The sequence below is a fragment of the Arthrobacter sp. 10T44 genome, from assembly GCF_056393885.1.
In genome coordinates this window covers 1-22,906 of record NZ_JBFTGT010000004.1, presented here as the reverse complement: position 1 = coordinate 22,906, position 22,906 = coordinate 1, and the positions used below count along the sequence as shown (strand labels likewise).

Genomic DNA, 22,906 nt, shown 5'->3' with positions numbered 1-22,906 from the left:
GTTTCACCGTAGCGGCGTTCAACCTGCCACCCTTCCAGCCTCCGGTGAACTGTTACGCCTCAATAGGTGAACGTTAGCTGAACCAGCGCCGCAATCGCACAAGTTTTCGATTTCCGGCGGGCCGCAGCGCATAAGCTGGAGCCGTGGATCCAATGCTCATCGGTGTGATCGCGGGCCTGATCGGCCTGTCGCTCGGTATATTTGGCGTGCTCGCCTTCCGGATCAGTGAGCAGCAGCGCAAAATCAGCGACGTCGAGACCGGCGATCCCTCGCTCCCGGAGGGCGCCGCCGAGGTGCTGGCCGTCGTGGGGCGCGCCTTCGTGGTGGTGGACGCGATCGACGGCGTTGTGCGCGCCAGCCCGGCCGCCTACGCCTACGGCCTGGTGCGGGGGCATACCGTGGTGCACCAGCAGTTGCTCGAAATGACCGGCAAGGTCCGGCGCGACGGTGTGATCCTGGAGAAACAGCTGGAGCTGCCGCGCGGCCCGCTGGGCCAGGGAACCATAGTGGTGCAGGTCCGCGCAGCCATGCTCGGCGAGGAATATATCCTGCTGCTCGCGGACGACCGCACCGAGATCACCCGCACCGAAGAGATCCGCAACGACTTCGTCGCCAACGTCTCGCACGAGCTGAAGACCCCCGTCGGCGCCATCTCGCTGCTGGCCGAAGCGTTGGAAGCCTCGCCCGATGACGAGGAGGCCGTCCGCCGGTTTGCCAAGCGCATGCACAAGGAATCCACCCGGCTGGCCGCCCTCGTGCAGGACATCATCGAACTTTCCCGGCTGCAGGGGGCGAACGTGGCCCAGCAGGCCCACCCCGTGGACATCAACAAGGTGGTCGCCGAGGCCGTGGACCGGTCCCAGCTTCCCGCCGAAAGCAAGAACATCGAGATCGTGGTCGGCGGCCGGACCGACGCGATGGTCTACGGCGACCAGGACCTGCTCGTGACCGCGCTGCGCAACCTGATCGACAACGCGATCCGATACTCGCCGGAGAACACCCGGGTGGGCGTCGGCGTGCGCGCCCGGGACGGCCTGGTAGCCGTCTCCGTGACCGACCAGGGCGAGGGACTCAGCCCCGAGGACCAGGAACGCGTCTTTGAACGCTTCTACCGCGTGGACTCCGCCCGCTCCCGCCACACCGGCGGCACCGGCCTTGGCCTGAGCATCGTCAAGCATGTGATGGCCAACCACGGCGGGGAGGTGACGCTCTGGTCCCAGCCCGGGCAGGGTTCCACCTTCACCATCCGCCTCCCGGAGATGGAGGGACAGGACGACCCCGCCGCGGATCCCCGCCGATCCGCGCCAAATGCACGACACGACCGACGCGACGCCGCCGGCGTCCATGAACAAGGAGCTAGCGCTTGAGCCGGATTCTTATTGTCGAGGACGAGGAATCGTTCAGCGACCCCCTCTCCTACCTGCTGGGCAAGGAAGGATTCGAGGTGGAGGTCGTGGACAACGGACTCGACGCCATCACTGAGTTCGACCGCAACGGCGCCGACCTGGTCCTCTTGGACCTGCAGCTGCCCGGCCAGTCCGGGACCGAGGTTTGCCGCCAGCTGCGCCAACGATCCTCCGTGCCGGTGATCATGCTGACAGCCAAAGACGCTGAGATCGACAAAGTGGTGGGCCTTGAACTGGGTGCCGACGACTACGTCACGAAGCCCTATTCTTCCCGGGAGCTGGTGGCCCGGGTCCGGGCCGTGCTGCGCCGCCACGGCGAGCCCGAGGAACTGGTCTCCAGCACCGTCCAAGCCGGGCCGGTGCGGATGGACATCGAGCGGCACGTGGTCAGCGTGAATGGCGAACAGGTGTCACTGCCGCTCAAGGAATTCGAGCTGCTCGAGATGCTGCTGCGCAACTCCGGCCGGGTTCTCACCCGCGGACAGCTCATCGACCGGGTCTGGGGCTCTGACTATGTCGGCGACACCAAGACCCTGGACGTGCACATCAAGCGGTTGCGCAGCAAGATCGAACCGGACCCCTCGGCCCCGCGGTACCTGATCACGGTCCGCGGGCTGGGCTACAAGTTCGAACCCTAGGCGCCAGGCGCCCGGGCGCCCTCAGGGCTGCGGAACGCAAGCCACAGGAACGCAAAAGGAGGGGCACCCGGTGCGGGTGCCCCTCCTTTTGCGTACTGGAGTGCTACGGAGTCGGAGTGGCCGACGGAGTCTCCGTGGGGGTTTCCGACGGAGCCGACGACGGCGACGGCGTGGCCGTACCCGAGGCGGTGCTGGAGCTGGTGGGCTCGGCGGTGGGCAGGTACTTCTTGTAGTCCGTGATCGTGGCGTCCAGGACGGGCATCTTGAACTTGGCGTCCAAGTTGGTGCCGTCTTCGCGGATCGTGACCTCGACCAGGGAGCCGGGCTTGCCTCCGGAGGTGCTCAGGATCGCCGGGTCGGCGGAATCGTTGAGCAGGACGTAGGAGTTCTTCTTGACCGGAACCTGGGTCTGCGATCCGCCGGCACCGTTGATGGTCAGCTTCACATCATTGGCGGAGGTGTTGTACACGGCACCGATGACGCGGCCCGGCTTGTCCTCGCCGTCGGAGATGATCATCATGTTGCGGAGCTGGAGCGGTCCGAGGTCGGTCCGGGTCCCGTCCGACGCCGAGTACTGCTCAGTGGTCTGCTGGGCATTGATATAGCCGCAGCCGGTCACCGACAGCAGGCCAATGCCAAGTGCAGCCGTTGCCATTGCCAGCTTGCCGCGCCGGCCCCGGGTCATCGCAGTGAAACGCACGTCACGCACTCCTTGAGAGTCTTGAAACATTATTCAGCCATAGCCTATCCGCAATGGAGCGCAAACGCGGATTCGGGGGAGTACACAAAGGCGCCCGCAGGGGAGCGGGACCGGCTGCCGGTCCGGCTGCCGGTCCGGCTGTGGAACCGGCTGCCGCCCCGCCCAGGGGCCGTCCGGCGTCGAACCGTGAGGCTCTTGGCAGCGGGTGCCCAATGCACTATTATCCGCATCCGTCAAGGGTTTTATGGAGCCGATTCGGGCCATTTTCCGCGGATTTGCGCGGTTTCGGGGCACGATCCATGGCAGTTGTATGCCTTAATCGTGATAAACTGGTCTGCGGGAAAGGGGAATGTCCACATGGTTTTTGAGGTCGGCGAGACAGTAGTTTACCCTCACCACGGTGCAGCCAAAATTGAAGAAATCAAGATGCGCACTGTCAAGGGCGAAGAGAAGATGTATCTCAAGCTCAAGGTGGCTCAGGGTGATCTGACCATTGAAGTTCCAGCAGAAAACGTTGACCTTGTTGGGGTCCGGGACGTAGTGGGCAAGGAAGGCTTGGAGCACGTATTCGACGTGCTGCGGGCCGAGTTCACTGAAGAGCCCACCAACTGGTCGCGTCGTTACAAGGCAAACCTGGAGAAGCTTGCTTCCGGTGACGTCATCAAGGTGGCAGAGGTCGTCCGCGACCTGTGGCGCCGTGACCACGACCGGGGTCTCTCCGCAGGGGAGAAGCGCATGCTGGCCAAGGCCCGCCAGATTCTGATCTCAGAACTGGCACTGGCTGAGAAGACTGATGAAGAGAAGGCCGCAAGCGTTCTCGATGAAGTCCTGGCTTCCTAACTAAGAATCGAACCCCGGTGGCGTTACGGCCGCCGGGGCTTCTTTTTGCCCAAACCGGCCCAACTGACTCGCAGTTGTTGTCCTTTTGGGCCCTGAAAACGACAACAACTGCCAGCTAGTTGGGCTTGGGGCGCGGCGCCGGGACGTAGTCTTGTCCGCATGAACACTGCATCGACAGCTCACGTCACAGCGGTCATCCTCGTCGCCGCCGGATCCGGCCAGCGCCTGGGCTACGGCATGCCGAAGGCCAAGGTGCCGCTGGGCGGTGACAGCATCCTCATGCACGCCCTGCGGGGCGTCGCCGCGGCCGGCATCGCCCGGCAGATCTGCGTCGCGATCCCGCCGGGGGACACTGAACTGCGGGCCCAGTGCGAAACCTTCAGCGCGGAACTGCATGCCGAACACCGCCGCACCGCCGCGCCTGGAGCAGCCGTGCAGCTCCCCGACGTGACCATTGTCGACGGCGGGGCCAGCCGCGCCGAGTCCGTGCGCGCCGCACTGTCCGCGCTCTCGCCGGGCACGCAGTCCGTCCTCGTCCACGATGCCGCCCGGGCGCTCACCCCGGAAGCCGTCTTCCACCGCGTGGCCGCCGCCCTCACCGCCGGCGCCGTCGCCGTCATCCCCGTGATCCCGGTCGTCGACACCATCAAGACGGTGGACCCAACCTTCGGCGACGAAACCGACGTCGCCCCTGAAGTGGTCACCGGCACCGCCCCCCGGGAAATGCTGCGCGCTGTCCAGACGCCGCAGGGCTTCGACCTGGCCACCCTGCTGGGCGCTCACGAAGCAGCCGCTGGATTCGACGCGGCCCAAGCCGCTGCCGTCACGGACGATGCGATGCTGGTGGAACTGCTCGGCGTCCCCGTGTACGCCGTGCGGGGCGCCAGCCAGTCGCTGAAGATCACCACGCCGCTGGACCTGATCCTCGCCGAGGGCCTCCTCGAAGGTCCCCTGGGCGCGCGCTGGGTGGAGGGCTAAGGATGGACGGGAACCGGCCGCAGCAGCCCGGAGTGCCGATCCCGCGGACCGGGATCGGCATCGACGTCCACGCCTACGCCCCCGAGGACGCGCCACAGCCGCTCTGGCTCGGCGGCCTGCTCTGGGAGGGCGAACGGGGCCTGGCCGGCCATTCCGACGGAGACCCCGTGGCCCATGCCGCCGCGGACGCGCTGTTCTCCGCCTGCGGGATCGGGGACCTCGGCACGCACTTCGGTACTGACCGGCCCGAATACGCTGGCGCCTCCGGCGTGACGTTGCTGGCCGAGGCGGCCCGGATCGTCCGCGTCGGCGGCTTTGAGATCGGCAACATTGCCGTGCAGTTCGTGGCGAACAAGCCCAAGTTCGGTCCCCGGCGGGAGGAATCCCAGCGAGTCCTCAGTGAGGCCGCCGGCGCGCCTGTGAGTGTGTCGGCCACTACCAGCGACGGCCTTGGCTTCACCGGCCGCGGCGAAGGGATCGCCGCCACAGCCACTGCCCTGGTCTACCCGGCCGTCTGAGGACGGCCGGGCCGGGCGGGGCAATCGGGCCTACGCTTAAGGGACAACCCCTCCGCACCTCTCAGGAGACCTCCCGTGAAAAAGCTGCTTCCCGTCGTCGCCCTTCTAGCCGGAACGCTGCTGTCCGGGTGCGCCGGCGCCGCGACGCCGCCCGCTACCACCACGCCCCGGATGAGCGTTGAGGAAAGCTGCAAGTTCCTCACCACCGACACCTTCGTGCCCAAGGGGAGCGACAAGGAAAAGGCCACCCAGATCGGCCAGCACTACCAGGAGGTCGCGGACAAGGTGGCCCCGGAAGTCTCCGAACCGATCCAGAAGATGGCCGACATCATGAAGCAGGTTGGAGCCAGCCCCACCGGCAGGCAGACCTCCGAGCAGCTGACGCAGCTGCGGCAACAGATGGACCAGATCGGCGTGCACTGCAAGTAGCCCGCCGGGCCGGTTCCCGGGCATCGGCTAATCTGGAGCGGTGACCCTGCGCTTTTACGACACTGCTTCCGCCGAAGTCCGCGACTTCGTCCCCCTGGTTCCCGGCAATGTGAGCCTGTACTACTGCGGTGCCACGGTGCAGGGCATGCCGCACGTTGGGCACATCCGTTCCGCGATCGCCTTTGACCAGCTCACCCGCTGGCTGCAGTACCGCGGGTTCCGGGTCACGGTGGTCCGCAACGTTACCGACATTGACGACAAGATCCTGGCGAAGTCGGCCGAATCGTTTGCCCCTGAATTCGAGGGCGAGCCGGGCGCTGTCCGCGAGGAGGAATGGTGGGCCTTGGCCTACCGGTACGAGCAGGAATTCCTCAAGGCCTACGACACCCTGGGCGTCTCCCGTCCCACCTACGAGCCGCGCGCCACCGGCCACATCCCCGAGATGCACGCCCTGATCCAGCAGCTGATCGACCGCGGACACGCCTACCCGGCGCTCGACGATTCCGGCGACGTGTATTTCGATGTGCGCTCCTGGGCAAAGTACGGGTCATTGACCCGGCAGAAGCTCGATGACATGCAGGGAGCTCCCGACGCCGACCCCCGGGGGAAGCGGGATCCGCGCGACTTCGCGCTCTGGAAGGGCCACAAGGAAGGCGAGCCGGCGACGGCGGCCTGGGCTTCGCCGTGGGGCGCCGGACGGCCGGGCTGGCATCTGGAGTGCTCCGCAATGGTCACCAAGTACCTCGGCACCGAGTTCGACATCCACGGCGGCGGGCTGGACCTGCGCTTCCCGCACCACGAAAACGAGATGGCCCAGTCCCAGGCCGCGGGCCACGGCTTCGCGAACTTCTGGATGCACAACGGCATGGTCACCTACGCCGGCGAAAAGATGTCCAAGTCCATCGGCAACACGGTCAGCCCGGCCGACATGCTGGAACTCGCGTCGCCGCGGGTGGTCCGGTACTACCTCGGCCAGGCGCAGTACCGCTCGGTGCTGGACTACCAGCCCACCTCATTGAGCGAGGCCGCCGCCGCGATGGAGCGGATCGACGGCTTCATCAGCCGCGCCGTCCGGACCCTTGGCGGCGCCGACGGCGGGGCCCCGGCCAGTTTCGGCTCCTTCAGCTACGGTGTCGTCCCGGACGCCTTTGCCGCGGCGATGGATGATGACCTCAACGTCCCGCAGGCCCTCGCCGTCCTGCACGACACCGTCCGGGCTGGCAACACTGCGCTCACCGCCGGCGAGCTGGACGACGCCCGGCAGGCACTGGCCAGTGTCACGGACATGACGCGTGTCCTTGGTCTCAACGACACGGCAGCCCCGGCAGTCGACGAGCAGGCCAACACTGCCCTCGGGGTCCTGGTCGAGGCCCAGCTCGCGGCCCGCGCCCAGGCCCGCGCCGGCAAGGACTGGGCCGCCTCGGACGCCATCCGGGACACCCTCGCGGCGGCCGGCGTCGTCGTCGAGGACGGCGCGGACGGCGCCAGCTGGAGCCTCAAGCGCGGCTGAACCCGTCCCCGCCCGGCGGGTCGAAGCGGGCCGCCGGAGGAGCCCCCGGTCGAGGATTTAACGCGAGTCAGTAGACTGGAGTTCAGACTTATCAACGAATCGCGTAGTTAAAAGGGTGAAACTCATGGCCAACAACGGTCGCCGCTCGGTCAAAATGAAGAAGGGCCCCACCGTCGGGACCGGCGGTCACGGCCGTAAAGCCCTCGAGGGCAAGGGCCCCACTCCCAAGGCGGAGGACCGTCCCTACCACAAGGCCCACAAGAGCAAGCAGCTCGCGGAACGCTCCGCAGCCAAGCGCGGCACGGGCACCCGCAACCCCGGCGCCCGCTCGGGCCCGAAGGGACGCGCCACCGAGGAAGTCGTAACCGGACGCAACTCCGTCGTCGAAGCCCTCCGCGCCGGCATCCCCGCCAAGGCCCTGCACGTCGCCATCCGGATCGAAATGGATGACCGCGTCAAGGAATCGCTCAAGCTCGCGGCCGAACGCGGCATTCCGCTGCTGGAGACCGGCAAGCCCGAACTGGACCGGATGACGGACGACGCCATCCACCAGGGCCTCGTGCTGCAGATCCCGCCGTACGAATACCAGGACGCCTACGAGCTGGCCGAAGAGACCCTTGAGAGCTGGAAGAAGGGCCACGTCGCCAACGCGCCGCTTTTCGTCGCCCTCGACGGCATCACCGACCCCCGCAACCTGGGCGCGATCATCCGCTCGGTCTCGGCCTTCAGCGGCCACGGCGTCATTGTGCCGGAACGCCGCTCCGTCGGCGTCACCGCCTCGGCCTGGAAGACCAGCGCCGGCGCCGCCGTCCGCGTCCCGGTGGCCCGCGCCGCCAACCTGAACAGCACGCTCAAGGCCTTCAAGAACATGGGCATCTACGTGCTGGGCCTGGACGGCGACGGCGACGTCTCGCTGCCGGACCTTGCCCTGGCCACCGAGCCGGTCTGCATCGTCGTCGGGTCCGAAGGCAAGGGCTTGAGCCGCCTGGTCCGCGAAAACTGCGACCAGATCGTCTCCATCCCGATCGACTCCGCCATGGAATCGCTCAACGCCTCGATGGCCGTCGGCATCTCGCTCTACGAGATCTCCCGCCAGCGCGCCGCCAAGTAAGTAAAACGCGGGGTCACTTCTGGCCCATCGGGGTGCCCCGGATGGGCCAGAAGTGACCCCGCGTTGCTAGAACTTGTGGCGGTTGGCGAGGACCGGGAGCTTGGCGCGGGCGTCCTCGACGACGGCGGGGTCCAGGTCGGCGAAGAGCATGCCGGGGGCGCCGTCGAGCTCCTGGAGGACCTCCCCGAAGGGCGAGACGACGGCGGAGTGCCCGACGCCGGTGGGGGCGGACCCGGCGGGCTCGGTGCCAACGCTGGCCGGGTCGCCCTGGCCGCACGCCAGGACGAACGTCGTTGAGTCCGCGGCCCGGGCCCGGGACAACAGCTTCCACTGCTCGACCTTGCCCGGCCCGGCACCCCAGGAGGCGCAAACAATGTTGACCTGCGCCCCGCGCTCCGCGTTCTCCGTGAACAGGTCCGGGAACCGCACGTCGTAGCAGGTGGCCAGGCCAAAGGTGATGCCGCCGGCGTCGAAGGTGACGGGTTGGGTGCCGCCGTCCACAGTGTCCGACTCGGCGAAGCCGAAGGCGTCGTAAAGGTGGATCTTGTCGTAGCTGGCGTCTACGCCCGGGCCGGTGACCAGGAGTGTGTTGCGGACCTTGCGGGTGCCGGCGGTAGACGATCCGGGGGTGAACATGCCGGCCACGATTACGATGCCGAGCTCGGCCGCGATGCCGCGGACCTCTGCGGCCCACGGCCCGTCCAGGGGTTCGGCGATGTCCAGCAGGGAGTTGCCGAAGGCGCGCATCGTCGCTTCGGGAAAGACCACCAGTTCCGCCCCGCCGTCCTTGGCCCGGCGGGCGTAGTCCCGCACGAGGTCCAGGTTCCGTTCCGTTTCGCGGCCGGTGATGATTTGAGCCAGTGCTATTCGCACAATTACCTCCAGTTCGGCGCCTACTCCCAGTATGCGGGTCGCTTTGTGAACGGTCTTTGACGTCCCGCGGCGAAAACCAGGGTCATTTGTTATCCCCAGCTAAGCTTTAAGCGATGGTCAAGTCCTATGTAGATCCAGCTACCACCGTAGACGCCTCGTGGCCGTTTCCGCTCGGTGTCAGCGTCCCGCGCACGGGTTCCGCGGCGACGGACGACCCTCGGGGTGCCTTCGCCAATGTGGCCGTCTACGCGCCGGGGGTGGCTAACCTGGACATCGCCTACCAGGCCCCGGGGGGCAGCTGGCAGCTGAAGACCCTGCCCAACATCACGGACGGCGTCCACCACGGCATCGTCGAGGGACTGCCGGCCGGTTCGCGCTACGGCCTGCGCGCCTCGCCGGAGCCGGAGGCCCTGCCGCTCTCCGTGCCGACGTTGGACTTCGACGCCGACGGCGCGCAGCCGCTGCTGCTGGACCCGTACGGCCGCGGCGTAGACGAACGCGAAGACTTCATCACCAGCGTCCGGATGGCCGGCGACTTCGACTGGGGCATGGACCACGGGCCGCGCACCCCCTGGCGCAACACGATCATCTACGAGGCCCACGTCCGCGGCCAGACCATGCTGCACCCGGACATCCCGGAGAACCTCCAGGGCACGTACGCGGGAATGGCGCACCCGGCCATGGTCGAGCACCTGATCTCGCTGGGCGTCACGGCCGTGCAGCTCCTGCCCGTCCACTTCCACATCGACGAGCCGCACCTGCAGAACCTTGGACTGCCCAACTACTGGGGCTACAACACGGCCGCGTTCTTCGCGCCGCATCCCGGCTACGCCACCCAGGCGGCCCAGGACGCCGGGCCCCACGCGGTGCAGGACGAGTTCAAGGGCATGGTCAAACTGCTGCACGCCGCCGGCCTCGAGGTGATCCTCGACGTCGTCTACAACCACACTGCGGAAGGCGGCCCGGACGGGCCGACGTTGAGTTTCCGCGGTCTGGGCGAGCTGGAGTACTACCGTCACGACGGCCACGGCAAATACGTGGACACCACCGGCTGCGGCAACACCCTGAACTTTGGCGAGCCCCGGGTGGTGCAGCTGGTTCTGGATTCCCTGCGGTACTGGGTGAACGAGTTCCACATCGACGGCTTCCGGTTCGACCTCGCCGTCACGCTGTGCCGCAACGCCAACAACGAGTTCGATCCGCGCCACCCGTTCCTGGTCGCGATCGCCGCGGATCCGGTGCTGTCTGAAACGAAGCTCATCGCCGAACCCTGGGACGTCGGTTACGGCGGCTGGCAGACAGGCCGGTTCCCCGCGGGCTGGGTGGACTGGAACGACCATTTCCGCGACGCCGTCCGCACCTTCTGGCTGGCGGACCGCGCCGCGATCGACGCCGGCGGGCAGGGCGGCTCGGTGGCGCGGCTCGCCGATGCGCTGTCCGGTTCCGCGGGCCTGTTCGCGGCCTCGGGCCGCAGCCGGCTGGCCTCGGTCAACCTCATCACCGCGCATGACGGCTTCACCCTGGCCGATCTGGTCTCCTACGACCGCAAGCACAACGAGGCGAACGGCGAGCAGAACCGCGACGGCCACGGCGACAACCGCAGCTACAACCACGGCTTCGAGGGGCGCACCGAGGACGAGGAAGTCCTCGCGCGGCGTGCCCAGACCAGCCGTAACCTGATGGCCTCGCTGATGATTTCCCAGGGCGTGCCCATGATCACCGCCGGCGACGAGATCGGCCGCAGCCAGCAGGGAAACAACAACGCCTACTGCCAGGACAACCCCATCACCTGGATCGACTGGACCAGCACCCCGGAATCGCACGCGATGCTGCGCAGCACCAAACGCGTGATCCGGCTGCGCAAGGAGTTCCTCGCCGGCCAGCCGCACGACTACCCGGCACGGGACCAGCAGTCCTATTTCCACTGGTTCGATGTCCACGGCGAACCGATGTCCGGCGACCGCTGGCAGGATCCCGGCCACCGGGTCGTCCAGCTCCTGCTGGGGTCCGATGACGGCCGCGTGGACGGCCTCGTGGTGGTCAACGGCAGCGCCCAGGACGTCAAGGTCACCCTTCCCGTCATCCCCGCGGACGACGGCGGCGGCCACCGGCTCTATGAACTCCGGCTGACCACCTCGGAACTCCACGACCGCCGCCAGGGCGTTCGGATCTCCTCCGGCGAGCGGGACGTGGTCCAGGCCAACACCATCAATATCTACCGCGTCTAGGGTGTCCACACGCCAGGCATGGGGGAATCACGAATGAACGTCCGGCGGCTCACCGCCCTGCTCGCCGTTCTGCTGGGACTTGTGGTGCTGGCCTTCGTGCTGGCCGGCCTTCCTCAGACCGGCACCGTCCCGCCGGACGCCGGCCGGAGCGGCCCCGCCCCCAAGGCGACCGTCTCCCAAACCCCGACGCCGGGCAGGGCCCCGGCGGCCGGCGTCGCCAATCCCTCCCGGCTGCCGGAGATCAAGGCGTCGGACCTTCCGGCCGAGGCGCGGCAGACCCTTGCCCTGATCGCCAGGGGCGGTCCCTACCCGTATTCGCGCGACAATGTCCCGTTCGGGAACTTCGAAAGGATTCTCCCGCGGAAAGCCTCCGGGTATTACCGGGAATTCACCGTGCGGACTCCCGGGGAGTCGGACCGGGGCGCGCGCCGGATCGTGGCGGGTGCGGCCGGCGAAAAATACTACACCGCCGACCATTACGAAACGTTCAAATTTATTGCCGAAGGCAAGTAGGGAAACCATGAAGATTTTCTCCGCCGACACTTGGACCCTCGAGGAATTGCAGGCGCAAGTCCACGACGCCGGCCGCCGGGCGCTCGTGATCCCCGCCGCGGACTCCAAGAAGGCGGTGCTGCGGACCTTCGGTGAGGCGCTGGACTTCCCCGAGCACTACGGCGTGAACCTTGACGCCCTCAACGACTCGCTGCACGACTTCGCCGACGCTGTCAGCGACGACGGGCAGCGGCCGGTCACCCTGATCTGGCAGGTCCCGGCCGCCTTCCGCGGCGACCGCACCTTCGGCGTCATCTGCGAAATCCTGCAAGACGCCGAACGCTACGCGGGCAAGGACCTGACCGTCATCGCCGTCTGCCTCTAACCCCCGCAAGACCCCTCAGCGCCCTAGAAGGCGAGCTGATCCGAAAGCGCGAGAACAACCGAGCAAATCCGCTAACCGGCTATGCGTTCACGATCAGGCCCAGCTCGGCCTTGGACGCCAGCCCCTCGTGCTTGGGCAGCACCCGGACGGTGTAACCGAAGGATCCGGACCGGTCGATCACCAGGGTCCCGCTGAACAGGTACCGGCCCTTGCCCAGGTCTTCCACGGACTGCAGCTCCGCCACGGTGACATCGGTCAGCTCATCGCTGTCCTCGGCCCGGCCGAAGGCCACCTCCACCGCCACATCCTCCGGCCGCAGGTTGTGGAGTGCCACGTAGGCGTTCACCTGCAGGTCGTCGCCGATCTGCGGGTCCTCGGAGACGCCCACCGAGTCCACATGCTCAACCTGGATCTGGGGCCAGGCGGCGCGGAGCTGCGAGGACCAGGCGGCGAGCTCCTTCGCTGCGGCAAAGTTGTCCGCCGACGCCTTCCGCCCGGCCACCGCGGCCGGCCGGTAGAGGACGTTGACGTAGTCCTGCAGCATCCGGTCCGCGGACACGGCCGGACCGAGGTGGGACATGGTGTGCTTGATCATCGAGACCCAGTGCGTGGGCACCTTCTGCGCCACGGACTGGGAGGGGCCGGCGGCGCCCGCCTCGTCGGAGACGGTGAGCCCGTAGAACTTCGGCGCCACCTGGCTTTCGAGGAGCTCGTACAGGGCCGAGGCTTCAATGTCGTCGCGTTCCTCCGGGGACGCGTCGTTGTTCGCCGTCGGGATTGCCCAGCCGTTCTCGCCGTCGTACATTTCATCCCACCAGCCATCCAGCACGGAGAGGTTGAGCGAGCCGTTCAGGGCGGCCTTCATCCCCGAGGTGCCGCATGCCTCGAGTGGGCGCAGCGGGTTGTTCAGCCACACATCGCAGCCGGGGAAGAGGGTCCTGGCCATGGCGATATCGTAGTTGGGCAGGAACGCGATCCGGTGCCGGACCGCGGGGTCGTCGGTGAAACGAACCAGATCCTGGATCATCTTCTTGCCGGCATCGTCCGCCGGGTGCGACTTGCCCGCAATAACCAGCTGGATCGGGTGGGTCTTATGCAGCAGCAGGGCCTTGAGCCGGTCCGGATCGCGCAGCATCAGGGTGAGGCGTTTGTAGGTCGGCACGCGGCGGGCGAAGCCGATAGTGAGGATGTCCGGGTCCAGCACCGAATCCGTCCAGGACAGCTCGGCGTCGGCGGCGCCGCGCTTCTTCCAGGCGGCCCGGAGCCGGCGGCGGACGTCTTCGACCAGCGAGACCCGCATTTCGCGCCGCAGCGCCCAGAGGGCTTCGTCGCTGACGTTGTAGGCCAGGTCCCAGCGGCCCTCCGTCTCGGCGTCGGCGCCGAACTGTTCACGGGCCAGCTGGGATACGCGGGGATCCACCCAGGTGGGCACGTGCACGCCGTTGGTGACCGACGTGATGGGCACCTCGGCATGGTCGAACCCGGGCCAGAGCGCGGAGAACATGCCGCGGGAGACGACGCCGTGCAGCTTCGCGACGCCGTTGGCGCGCTGGGCCAGCCGTAGCCCCATCACGGCCATGTTGAAGACGAACGGGTTGCCGTCGGCAAAGTCCTCGCGGCCCAGGTCCAGGATCTTTGCGATCGGCACATCGGGGGCCAGGCCCGCGGTGAAGAAGTGCTCGATCTGCGAGGTCTCGAAGCGGTCGATGCCGGCCGGGACCGGGGTGTGCGTGGTGAACACGGTGGAGGCGCGGCCCGCGGTCAGGGCTTCTTCCCAGCTGAGCGGGTGCTCCCCGGACATCAGTTCCTGGATGCGTTCGACTCCCAGGAAGCCGGCGTGGCCTTCGTTCGTGTGGAACACCTCCGGCGCGGGGGCGCCGGTCAGCCGCTGGTAGGCCCGCAGCGCCTTGACCCCGCCCATCCCCAGCAGGAGTTCCTGTTGCAGCCGGTGGTCGCCGCCGCCGCCGTAAAGGCGGTCGGTGACGCCGCGCGCCGCGTCGTCGTTGCCCGCCACGTTGGAATCCAGCAGCAACAGCGGGACGCGGCCGACGTCGGCGCGCCACACGTGCGCCAGCAGGCGCCGGCCGTGGGGGAGCGGCAGGGAGATCTGGATGGGCCGGCCGTTACCGTCCGGGGCCGGCTCACGGAGCAGGGTCAGCGGCAGTCCGTCCGGGTCGAGGACGGGGTAGGTCTCCTGCTGCCAGGCGTCGCGGGACAGGGACTGCTTGAAGTAGCCGGCCTGATAGAGCAGGCCGACACCGATCAGGGGTACGCCAAGGTCCGAGGCCGCCTTCAGGTGGTCGCCGGCCAGAATGCCGAGTCCGCCGGAATACTGCGGCAGCACCTCGGTGATGCCGAACTCGGGCGAGAAGTACGCGATGCAGCGGGGCGCGTCCTCGCCCAGGCTCTGGTACCAGCGGGGCTGCTCCAGGTAGCGGTCCAGATCCTCGGCGGCCGCGTGCACACGGCGCACCACGTCCTGGTCCGCGGCGAGGCGCTGCAGCTCTTCCCTGCTAACGAGGCCCAGGAAGGTCACCGGATCGTGGGCGCTCTCGGCCCAGATGGCCGGGTTTAGCTGCTCGAAGAGCTCCCGGGTCGGCAGGTGCCACGACCAGCGCAGGTTGGTGGCGAGCCGCGCCAGGGGCCGGATCGATTCGGGAAGAACAGTTCGGACGGTAAATCTGCGGATAGCCTTCACCAGCGAAACACTAACGGACAACGCAGAGCCCCGGAACAGCTTTGGGTTTCTTTCCGGTAAATGTCGGATTGACCTCGGGATTCACCCAAAAAACTGAGCAGCCTTAGCATTCTGTGCGATTTGTAGATAACGTCGAGGCTGTGACGACTAACTCGCGAACCAGTGCCGTGTCCAAGCAAAAGCCGAAGGCCCTGATCACGGAGGGCCTCAAATTCGGCAGGTTTCCAATCACCGCCGTGCAGCCCGCAGTCGAGGACGGAAAGTTCCCCGCCAAGGCAGTAGTCGGCGAGAGCATCGTGGTCGGCGCCACTGCCTTCCGTGAGGGCCATGACATGCTCGGCGTCAGCGCCGTGCTCCTGGACCCGCGGGGTAAGGAGCGGCAGCGCGTCCGTCTGGCCCCGCCGCGCGGGGACCGGGGCAAGGGCACCGACCGCTGGGAAGGCCTGCTCACCCCGTCCGGCACCGGCAAGTGGGCGTTCGTCATCGAGGCCTGGCACGACCGCTACGGCACCTGGCACCACAACGCCGAAGTCAAGATCGAAGCGGGCATCGACGTCGAGCTGATGCTGGCCGAGGGCGCCGCCCTGCTGACCGAGGCCTCCGAGGACGCCACCCGTCCCTCCGCCGATCGGCGGACCCTGCGGATCGCCGTCGTCGGCCTGTCCGATGGTTCGAAGACCCCAGAGGAGCGCCTCGCCGCCGGCTTCAGCGCCGACGTCGCCGATGTGGTTGCGCGCCAGCCGATCCGGGAACTGGTGACCGTCTCCGAGCCGTATCCGCTGCTGGTGGAGCGCGAGCTCGCCGGCCGAGGCGCCTGGTACGAATTCTTCCCCCGCTCGGAGGGCGCCGTCCGCAACCACGAAACCGGCGAGTGGACCTCCGGGACGTTCCGCACCGCCGCGAAGCGGCTCGATGCCGTCGCCGCGATGGGTTTCGACATCATCTACATGCCGCCGATCCACCCGATCGGTACCCAGCACCGTAAGGGCCCGAACAACACCCTGCTGGCGGGCCCGCACGACCCCGGCTCCCCGTGGGCGATCGGTGCCAAGGAAGGCGGCCACGACGCCATCCACCCGGACCTGGGCACCTTTGAGGACTTCGACGCCTTCGTGGCGCGCGCCGGCGAACTGGGACTGGAGGTGGCGTTGGACCTCGCGCTGCAGGCCGCCCCGGACCACCCCTGGGTGCAGAGCCATCCCGAATGGTTCACCACCCGCGTGGACGGCAGCATCGCCTACGCCGAAAACCCGCCGAAGAAGTACCAGGACATCTTCCCGCTGAACTTTGACAACGACCCGGCAGGCCTGTCCAACGAGATCCTGCGGATCGTCCAGCTCTGGATCAGCCACGGCGTCAAGATCTTCCGCGTGGACAACCCGCACACCAAGCCGGTGTGGTTCTGGGAATGGCTGATCGCCAAGGTCAACAAGAAGAACCCCGAGGTCGTCTTCCTGGCCGAGGCCTTCACCCGGCCGGCGATGATGCACGCGCTGGGACGGGCCGGGTTCCAGCAGTCGTACACCTACTTCACCTGGCGCAACACCAAGGAGGAGCTGGAGGAGTACTTCCAGGAGGTCAGCCACGAATCCCCGGCCTACTTCCGTCCGAACTTCTTCGTCAACACCCCGGACATCCTCACCGAGTACCTGCAGTTCGGCGGACCGGCGGCGTTCAAGATCCGTGCCACGCTTGCCGCCACCGCCAGCCCCATCTGGGGCGTCTATGCCGGCTACGAACTGTACGAGCACGTCGCCCGGCCGGGCGCGGAGGAGTACATCGACAACGAGAAGTTCGAGTACAAGGCCCGCGACTGGGACGCCGCGGCGGAGTCCGGCCGCACCCTGGCCCCGTACCTCACCCGGCTCAACGAGATCCGGCACACCCACCCGGCCCTCGGCGACCTGCAGAACCTCACGGTGCACCAGAGCACGGACAACGCCACGGTGGTCTACTCAAAGCACAAGACCCTCCCGGACGGCAGCAAGGACACCTTGATCGTCGTGGTCAACGTGGATCCGCATGGCATCCGGGAGAGCACGGTGACGCTGGACCTGGCGGCGCTGGAGCTGGACCCTGAGGACCTGACGCACAACGGCCGCTTCGTCGTCGATGACCTGCTGACCGGCGAAAGCTGGGAATGGGGGGAGTACAACTACGTGCGCCTTGACGCACATGTCGAACCAGCCCACATCCTGAGCATCCGGAGGCAGCGCCCGTGAGTTTCAGCCCGAGCAACCCCAACCAGCACTTCACCCCGAAGGGGACTTTCGAACTGAACGCTCCCGGACTCCAGCACGACCCCCACTGGTACCGGAAGGCGGTCTTTTACGAGGTCCTGGTGCGTGGTTTCGCCGACGGCAACGGCGACGGCTCCGGCGACTTCCACGGCCTGATCGAGAAGCTGGACTACCTGCAGTGGCTCGGCGTCGACTGCCTCTGGCTGCCGCCCTTCTTCCAGTCTCCGCTGCGCGACGGCGGCTACGACATCTCGGACTACAACTCGGTGCTGGACGAATTCGGCACCATCAGCGACTTCAAGCGGCTCGTCGCGGAGGCCCACGCCCGCGGCGTCCGGGTCATCATCGACCTGCCGCTGAACCACACCTCGGACCAGCACCCCTGGTTCCAGGAGTCGCGCAAGGACCCGGACGGCCCGTTCGGAGATTTCTACGTGTGGAGCGACACGGACGAGAAGTACCAGGACGCCCGCATCATCTTCGTGGATACCGAGGAATCCAACTGGACCTTCGATCCGATCCGCCGCCAGTTCTTCTGGCACCGATTCTTCTCCCACCAGCCGGACCTGAACTTCGAGAACCCCAAGGTGATCGATGCCCTGTTCGACGTCGTGCGGTTCTGGCTGGACCAAGGCATTGACGGCTTCCGCGCCGACGCCATTCCCTACCTCTTCGAGGAGGAGGGCACCAACTGCGAGAACCTGCCGGCCACCCACGAGTTCCTGCGCCAGCTGCGCCGGATGGTCGACGAAAGCTACCCCGGCCGTGTGATCATCGCCGAAGCCAACCAGCCGCCGGCCGAAGTGGTGGAATACTTCGGCACCGAAGAGGAACCGGAATGCCACATGGCCTTCCACTTCCCGATCATGCCGCGGCTGTACTACGCGTTGCGGGACCAGAAGGCCGCGCCCATCATCGAGACGATGAAGGACACCCCGGACATTCCCGAGGGCGCCCAATGGGGCACCTTCCTTCGCAACCATGACGAGCTCACTCTGGAAATGGTCACGGCCGACGAGCGCGCCGCGATGCTCGGCTGGTACGCGCCGGACCCCCGCATGCGCGCCAACATCGGCATCCGCCGCCGGCTGGCCCCGCTGCTGGACAACTCCCGCTCCGAGATCGAGCTGATCAACGCGTTGCTGCTCTCGCTGCCGGGAAGCCCGTTCCTGTACTACGGCGACGAAATCGGCATGGGCGACAACATCTGGCTCGAGGACCGCGACGCGGTCCGCACCCCGATGCAATGGAACCCGGACCGCAACGCCGGGTTCTCCAACGCCGACCCGGGCAAGCTCTACCTCCCGGTGATCCAGTCGCTGGTCTACAACTACAGCATGGCCAACGTTGAAGCCGAGGCCGCCCACTCCGGCTCGCTGCTGCGCTGGACCCGTCAGATCCTCAGCGTCCGCAGGAACCACCCGGCCTTCGGGCTCGGCTCGTTCCAGCACGTCGAGGCGGACCACGACGTCGTCCTTTCCTACCTGCGCGACCTACCGGCGGGCAACGCCGCCGGCGAGGAGGCAGAGACCATCCTGTGCGCGTTCAACCTGTCCCAGCACCCGGTGGCCACCACGCTGAGGGTGCCGCAGTATGCCGGCCGCGGGCTCCGCGACGTTTTCGGCGGTCAGGCGTTCCCCGCCATTTCCGACGACGGCACGCTGACCCTCACCCTGGGCAGCCACGACTTCTTCTGGCTGCGGATCCGATCGGCCGCATCCAACCCGGCCTCGCCCCACACCCAGGCGATGCCTATCCTGTCCATCGAAGGCTGAAATGACCCGACCCACCCTTTCCCCCGCGCTGGACGCCCTGCTCCGCAGCTGGCTGCCGCGCCAGCGCTGGTTCCCAGTCAAGAGCGCGCACTTCAGCTTCGAGCCGGCGGGCCGTGTGCGCCTCGGCGCCGGCCCGGCGGCCGCGACGCCGGAGATCGGCGCGGAGCTTGAAGTTCTGCTGCTCGCGGTGACGTACCCGACGGCGGACGGCAACCGCACCGACGTCGTGCAGGTGCCGCTCAGCTCCCGCGCCCTGCCGCTGGCGGGTGCGGGAGCCGCCCTGCTCGGGGAGATTCCCGCGGACGGCACGGACGCGGCACACGGCTGGATCTACGACGGCGTGCACGACCCGGCGTTTATCGCGGCCTGGCTTGAACTCATGCGCGAACGCGCCGCCACAAGCGACGGCACGGCCGCCGGGCACCTGGTGGAATCCGATTACCGGCTGCCGTTCGCCACTGGCAAGGTCCGGGTGCTCTCCGGCGAGCAGTCCAACAGTTCGGTCGTAGTGGACGACGGCGCCTCCGCGGCGATCCTCAAATTCTTCCGGGTGCTGTCCGAGGGGCAGAATCCCGAAGTCGAGATCGGCGCGGCCCTGACCGCCGGCCGCACCGTTGAGGTCCCGGCCACCCTCGGCTGGGTCACCGGCGAATGGACCGTCCCCGGGGGTGCCTCGACCGCCCGCGGCGAGCTCGCCGTCGCGCACGAATTCCTGGCCGGCGGCCTGGACGCCTGGCGCCTGGCCGTGGACGCGGCCAGCACCGGCACCGACTTCACCGCCGAAGCCCGCGCCCTGGGCGTCGCCACGGCCACCGTGCACCGTCGGCTCGCCGAGGCGCTCGGCACCGCAGCGGAGTCCGTGCCGGGCGGGGACATCGCGCCCGGCGTCGCCCAGCGGGTCCGGCAGTCGTGGGCGGAAGCCGGCGCCGCCGTCGGGCCCTTCGACGATGAACTTGAGGCGCTCCTTACGCGGCTCGAAGGCAGCAGTGCCGGCCGGCTGCAGCGGATCCACGGCGACCTGCATCTCGGCCAGATCCTGCAGGTCCCCGGCGGACCCGGGAAACCGGCCCGCTGGGCGATCCTGGACTTCGAAGGGGAGCCGCTGCGCCCGATCTCCGAACGCAACTTCCCGGACGTGCCGCTCCGCGACGTGGTCGGCATGCTGCGGTCCTTCGACTACGCCGCCGGCGCCGCCGTCCGCGAGTACGACGACGCCGTCGTCCCCGCGGCCTGGGTGGACGACTGCGCCGAGGCCTTCCTGGCCGGTTATGCGGAAGTCACCCCCGGCACGATCGACCGCGACTCGCCCCTGTTCGTGGCGTTGTGGCTGGACAAGGCTCTCTACGAAGTTGTTTACGAACTACGGAACAGGCCGGACTGGCTCGCCATCCCGGTGAATGCATCCCGTCGTCTCCTCGGCAGTACAGGCCCCGGCGTTCCCGCCGAAGCCGCAGCGGAAGGTAACAAAATGACAGGTTCAGCACGTACCGATCGACCCGGAGTCCCGCTTCCCGTGGACGCGGAGACCCTTGCGCGCGTCGCCGCCGGCGAGCACCACGCGCCGCATTCGGTCCTTGGCGCGCACCTCGACGACTACGGCCACGTCACCATCCGCACCGTGAAGCACCTCGCGGAAGCCGTCTCCGTGGTCACTGCGGCCGGCAGTTTCCCGATGTCGCACGAATCCGGCGGCGTGTGGGTGGCCGTGCTGGACCCGCTGGACGAAGGGCACGTTCCGGACTACCGGCTTGAGGTCACTTATGAAGGCCAGGCACCGCAGCAGGCCGACGAGCCTTACCGCTACCTGCCGACGGTGGGGGAGATCGACCTGCACCTGATCGGCGAAGGCCGGCACGAGCGCCTCTGGGATGTGCTGGGCGCACACGTCCAGCACTACAAGTCCGTCCTGGGCGACGTCGACGGCGTGTCCTTCGCGGTGTGGGCCCCGAACGCCCAGGCCGTGCGGGTCAAGGGCGACTTCAACGGCTGGGACGGCCGGGAATTCTCCATGCGCTCGCTCGGCTCCTCCGGGGTGTGGGAACTGTTCATCCCCGGCGTTATAGCAGGGGCGTGCTACAAATTCGAGATCAAGACCAAGCACGGGCACTGGGTGGAGAAGGCCGATCCGCTTGCCTTCGGCACGGAGGTTCCTCCGCTGACGGCGTCCCGCGTCGTCGAGCCCTCTTACGTCTTCAAGGACGAGGAATGGATGAAGGCCCGCGCGGCCCGGGATCCACACAATGCCGCGATGAGCGTCTATGAGGTCCACCTTGGGTCCTGGCGGGTCGGGCTCGACTACCGCCAGCTGGCCAAGGAACTCGTGGAGTACGTGAAGTGGCTCGGCTTCACCCACGTGGAGTTCATGCCCGTCGCGGAACACCCCTTCGGCGGATCGTGGGGCTACCAGGTCACGTCCTACTTCGCACCCACCTCGCGCTTCGGGCACCCGGACGAGTTCCGGCACCTCGTGGACGAACTGCACCAGGCCGGGATCGGCGTGCTGTTGGACTGGGTGCCGGCGCACTTCCCCAAGGATGCCTGGGCGCTGGCCCAATTCGATGGTGGGCCGCTGTACGAGCACTCCGATCCGAACCTGGGCGAACACCCGGACTGGGGCACGCTGATCTTCGACTTCGGCCGCAGCGAAGTCCGCAACTTTCTGGTCGCCAACGCCCTCTACTGGCTGGACGAGTTCCACATTGACGGCCTCCGCGTCGACGCCGTGGCCTCGATGCTCTACCTGGATTACTCCCGTGAGGAGGGCCAGTGGCAGCCGAACCGCTTTGGCGGCCGCGAGAACCTCGAGGCGATCTCCTTCCTGCAGGAGGTCAACGCAACGGTCTACAAGACGCACCCCGGTGCGGTCATGATCGCCGAGGAATCCACGGCATTCCCGGGCGTCACAGCCCCCACCAGCCAGGGTGGCCTGGGCTTCGGCATCAAGTGGAACATGGGCTGGATGCACGACTCGCTCAAGTACATGGCCGAGGACCCGTTCAACCGGAAGTGGCACCACGGCACCATCACGTTCTCCCTGGTTTACGCCTACACGGAAAATTTCCTGCTGCCGATCAGCCACGACGAGGTTGTGCACGGCAAGGGCTCGATGCTGCGCAAGATGCCCGGCGACCGTTGGCAGCAGCTCGCGAACCTGCGGGCCTTCCTGGGCTACCAGTGGGCCCACCCGGGCAAGCAGCTAATTTTCATGGGCACCGAGTTCGGCCAGGAAGCGGAATGGTCAGAACAGTACGGCCTGGACTGGTGGCTGGCCGACATCCCCGCGCACCGCGGCGTGCAGCTCCTGACCAAGGACCTGAACGAGTTGTACAGCTCCACTCCGGCCTTGTACGAACGCGACAACGACCCCGACGGCTTCCAGTGGATCAACGGCGGGGACGCGGACCGGAACGTGCTGACCTTTATCCGCCGGGACGCCGCCGGCAACGAGCTGGTGTGCGCCTTCAACTTCTCCGGCTCCCCGCACCAGGACTTCCGCTTGGGCGTCCCGGCCGTGGGGCAGTGGCAGGAAGTCCTGAACACCGACGCCGCTGCCTACGGCGGCTCGGGTGTCCTGAACGAGGGCACCCTGACAGCGGCCGACGGCGGCACCGACGGCCAGCCCGCCACGCTCACCGTGACGTTGCCTCCGCTGGGCGCCGCCTACTTCAAGGCGATCAGCTAGCCACGTGACGGCATGGCTGTGACGGCCATCTTGATCGGAGGGCCCGGAATCCTTGGGATTCCGGGCTTTTCCGTGTCCTGCGCCGGCCGCCAATCCGGGGCCGCAGGAGAGACCGCCGGGGGCCGCTTTGTCACCCGGCTCAAGTGGTGGTAGAGTTTATTTCCGCGCTGCTCCCCGGAGTTGATCCGCTAAGAAGACCAAGAAGCCTATGGCAAGACTGAGTCGGACCGCTGATTTGACTAGGGTGAAGCACGCGGGTAAGTTTGAAAAGTTGCTCCGGAGCGATCCTGGACCGTTGGGTTTGGGTGGTGCCGGGTGTGTCTGTTGTTTGAGAACTCAATAGTGTGCCAAGTTTGTTGATACCAATTTTGTATTGAATTGGTTGATTGTGCCGGGCCTGCCA

At 67.3% G+C, this 22,906-nt stretch carries 17 protein-coding genes; 14 read left to right on the top strand and 3 right to left on the bottom strand.

Annotated features, from left to right (window positions below):
- The first annotated feature begins 152 nt into the window (after positions 1-152).
- Positions 153-1,367: a sensor histidine kinase gene (locus AC1DBL_RS07970; RefSeq protein WP_476926052.1), complete on the top strand. Its 1,215-nt coding sequence runs from the start codon at positions 153-155 to the stop codon at positions 1,365-1,367.
- Positions 1,364-2,044, top strand: coding sequence for a response regulator transcription factor (locus tag AC1DBL_RS07965; protein ID WP_175324033.1), 681 nt, complete (start codon positions 1,364-1,366; stop codon positions 2,042-2,044). Before AC1DBL_RS07970 ends, AC1DBL_RS07965 begins: the two co-directional genes overlap by 4 nt.
- A 103-nt stretch (positions 2,045-2,147) precedes the next feature.
- Here the strand turns inward: AC1DBL_RS07965 and AC1DBL_RS07960 are convergent, their stop codons facing one another.
- The gene (locus AC1DBL_RS07960; RefSeq protein ID WP_476909062.1) at positions 2,148-2,729 is read right to left on the bottom strand and encodes a hypothetical protein; all 582 of its coding nucleotides are present in this window, start codon (positions 2,727-2,729) and stop codon (positions 2,148-2,150) included.
- Positions 2,730-3,101: 372 nt separating this feature from the next.
- On the opposite strand from AC1DBL_RS07960, the gene AC1DBL_RS07955 reads away from it, so the two are divergent.
- From AC1DBL_RS07955 to rlmB, 6 genes are all read left to right on the top strand, one after another.
- Complete coding sequence (locus AC1DBL_RS07955; RefSeq protein WP_026266570.1) at positions 3,102-3,584, top strand: CarD family transcriptional regulator; 483 nt, start codon at positions 3,102-3,104, stop codon at positions 3,582-3,584.
- Positions 3,585-3,743: 159 nt separating this feature from the next.
- Positions 3,744-4,562, top strand: coding sequence for a 2-C-methyl-D-erythritol 4-phosphate cytidylyltransferase (gene ispD / locus AC1DBL_RS07950; protein ID WP_476909050.1), 819 nt, complete (start codon positions 3,744-3,746; stop codon positions 4,560-4,562).
- 2 nt (positions 4,563-4,564) lie between these two features.
- Positions 4,565-5,080: a 2-C-methyl-D-erythritol 2,4-cyclodiphosphate synthase gene (gene ispF, locus AC1DBL_RS07945; RefSeq protein WP_476925860.1), complete on the top strand. Its 516-nt coding sequence runs from the start codon at positions 4,565-4,567 to the stop codon at positions 5,078-5,080.
- Positions 5,081-5,155: 75 nt separating this feature from the next.
- The gene (locus AC1DBL_RS07940) at positions 5,156-5,509 is read left to right on the top strand and encodes a hypothetical protein (RefSeq protein ID WP_476892787.1); all 354 of its coding nucleotides are present in this window, start codon (positions 5,156-5,158) and stop codon (positions 5,507-5,509) included.
- Between the two features lie 40 nt (positions 5,510-5,549).
- A complete protein-coding gene (cysS, locus tag AC1DBL_RS07935) occupies positions 5,550-7,019 on the top strand; it encodes a cysteine--tRNA ligase (protein WP_441419046.1) in 1,470 nt (489 codons plus the stop codon).
- A 124-nt stretch (positions 7,020-7,143) separates the two neighbouring features.
- Positions 7,144-8,130: a 23S rRNA (guanosine(2251)-2'-O)-methyltransferase RlmB gene (gene rlmB, locus AC1DBL_RS07930; RefSeq protein WP_441419047.1), complete on the top strand. Its 987-nt coding sequence runs from the start codon at positions 7,144-7,146 to the stop codon at positions 8,128-8,130.
- 66 nt (positions 8,131-8,196) lie between these two features.
- Here rlmB and AC1DBL_RS07925 read toward each other — a convergent pair whose 3' ends face one another.
- On the bottom strand, positions 8,197-9,003 hold the full coding sequence (locus AC1DBL_RS07925; protein ID WP_476909052.1) for a carbon-nitrogen hydrolase family protein: 807 nt from the start codon (positions 9,001-9,003) through the stop codon (positions 8,197-8,199).
- A 113-nt stretch (positions 9,004-9,116) separates the two neighbouring features.
- Between AC1DBL_RS07925 and glgX the strand changes: the two genes are divergently transcribed.
- Genes glgX through AC1DBL_RS07910 form a run of 3 tightly spaced genes read left to right on the top strand, consistent with a single transcriptional unit; the run spans position 9,117 to position 12,108 of the window.
- Entirely contained in the window at positions 9,117-11,231 is a 2,115-nt protein-coding gene (glgX, locus tag AC1DBL_RS07920; protein WP_476909053.1) for a glycogen debranching protein GlgX, read from the top strand.
- A gap of 18 nt (positions 11,232-11,249) precedes the next feature.
- Positions 11,250-11,744: a guanyl-specific ribonuclease gene (locus AC1DBL_RS07915; protein ID WP_476892786.1), complete on the top strand. Its 495-nt coding sequence runs from the start codon at positions 11,250-11,252 to the stop codon at positions 11,742-11,744.
- Positions 11,745-11,751: 7 nt separating this feature from the next.
- Positions 11,752-12,108 (top strand): barstar family protein, encoded by a 357-nt coding sequence (locus AC1DBL_RS07910; protein WP_441419051.1) that lies wholly within the window; start codon positions 11,752-11,754, stop codon positions 12,106-12,108.
- Between the two features lie 79 nt (positions 12,109-12,187).
- Here AC1DBL_RS07910 and glgP read toward each other — a convergent pair whose 3' ends face one another.
- On the bottom strand, positions 12,188-14,806 hold the full coding sequence (gene glgP, locus AC1DBL_RS07905) for an alpha-glucan family phosphorylase (RefSeq protein WP_476917717.1): 2,619 nt from the start codon (positions 14,804-14,806) through the stop codon (positions 12,188-12,190).
- Positions 14,807-14,973: 167 nt separating this feature from the next.
- On the opposite strand from glgP, the gene AC1DBL_RS07900 reads away from it, so the two are divergent.
- From AC1DBL_RS07900 to AC1DBL_RS07890, 3 genes are read left to right on the top strand one after another with little or no spacing between them, the layout of a single operon-like run.
- On the top strand, positions 14,974-17,028 hold the full coding sequence (locus tag AC1DBL_RS07900) for an alpha-1,4-glucan--maltose-1-phosphate maltosyltransferase (RefSeq protein WP_476925859.1): 2,055 nt from the start codon (positions 14,974-14,976) through the stop codon (positions 17,026-17,028).
- Positions 17,025-18,821, top strand: coding sequence for a maltose alpha-D-glucosyltransferase (treS, locus tag AC1DBL_RS07895; protein WP_441419054.1), 1,797 nt, complete (start codon positions 17,025-17,027; stop codon positions 18,819-18,821). Before AC1DBL_RS07900 ends, treS begins: the two co-directional genes overlap by 4 nt.
- A gap of 1 nt (position 18,822) precedes the next feature.
- Entirely contained in the window at positions 18,823-22,503 is a 3,681-nt protein-coding gene (locus tag AC1DBL_RS07890; protein WP_476925858.1) for a 1,4-alpha-glucan branching enzyme, read from the top strand.
- Positions 22,504-22,906 lie beyond the last annotated feature (403 nt).

Bases quoted from the DNA above. Each gene is read 5' to 3' on its own strand.
- AC1DBL_RS07970 (WP_476926052.1), top strand. From the start codon at position 153: ATGCTCATCGGTGTGATCGCGGGCCTGATCGGCCTGTCGCTCGGTATA.
- AC1DBL_RS07960 (WP_476909062.1), bottom strand. From the start codon at position 2,729: ATGACCCGGGGCCGGCGCGGCAAGCTGGCAATGGCAACGGCTGCACTT.
- AC1DBL_RS07955 (WP_026266570.1), top strand. From the start codon at position 3,102: ATGGTTTTTGAGGTCGGCGAGACAGTAGTTTACCCTCACCACGGTGCA.
- ispD (WP_476909050.1), top strand. From the start codon at position 3,744: ATGAACACTGCATCGACAGCTCACGTCACAGCGGTCATCCTCGTCGCC.
- ispF (WP_476925860.1), top strand. From the start codon at position 4,565: ATGGACGGGAACCGGCCGCAGCAGCCCGGAGTGCCGATCCCGCGGACC.
- rlmB (WP_441419047.1), top strand. From the start codon at position 7,144: ATGGCCAACAACGGTCGCCGCTCGGTCAAAATGAAGAAGGGCCCCACC.
- glgX (WP_476909053.1), top strand. From the start codon at position 9,117: ATGGTCAAGTCCTATGTAGATCCAGCTACCACCGTAGACGCCTCGTGG.
- AC1DBL_RS07915 (WP_476892786.1), top strand. From the start codon at position 11,250: ATGGGGGAATCACGAATGAACGTCCGGCGGCTCACCGCCCTGCTCGCC.
- AC1DBL_RS07910 (WP_441419051.1), top strand. From the start codon at position 11,752: ATGAAGATTTTCTCCGCCGACACTTGGACCCTCGAGGAATTGCAGGCG.
- AC1DBL_RS07890 (WP_476925858.1), top strand. From the start codon at position 18,823: ATGACCCGACCCACCCTTTCCCCCGCGCTGGACGCCCTGCTCCGCAGC.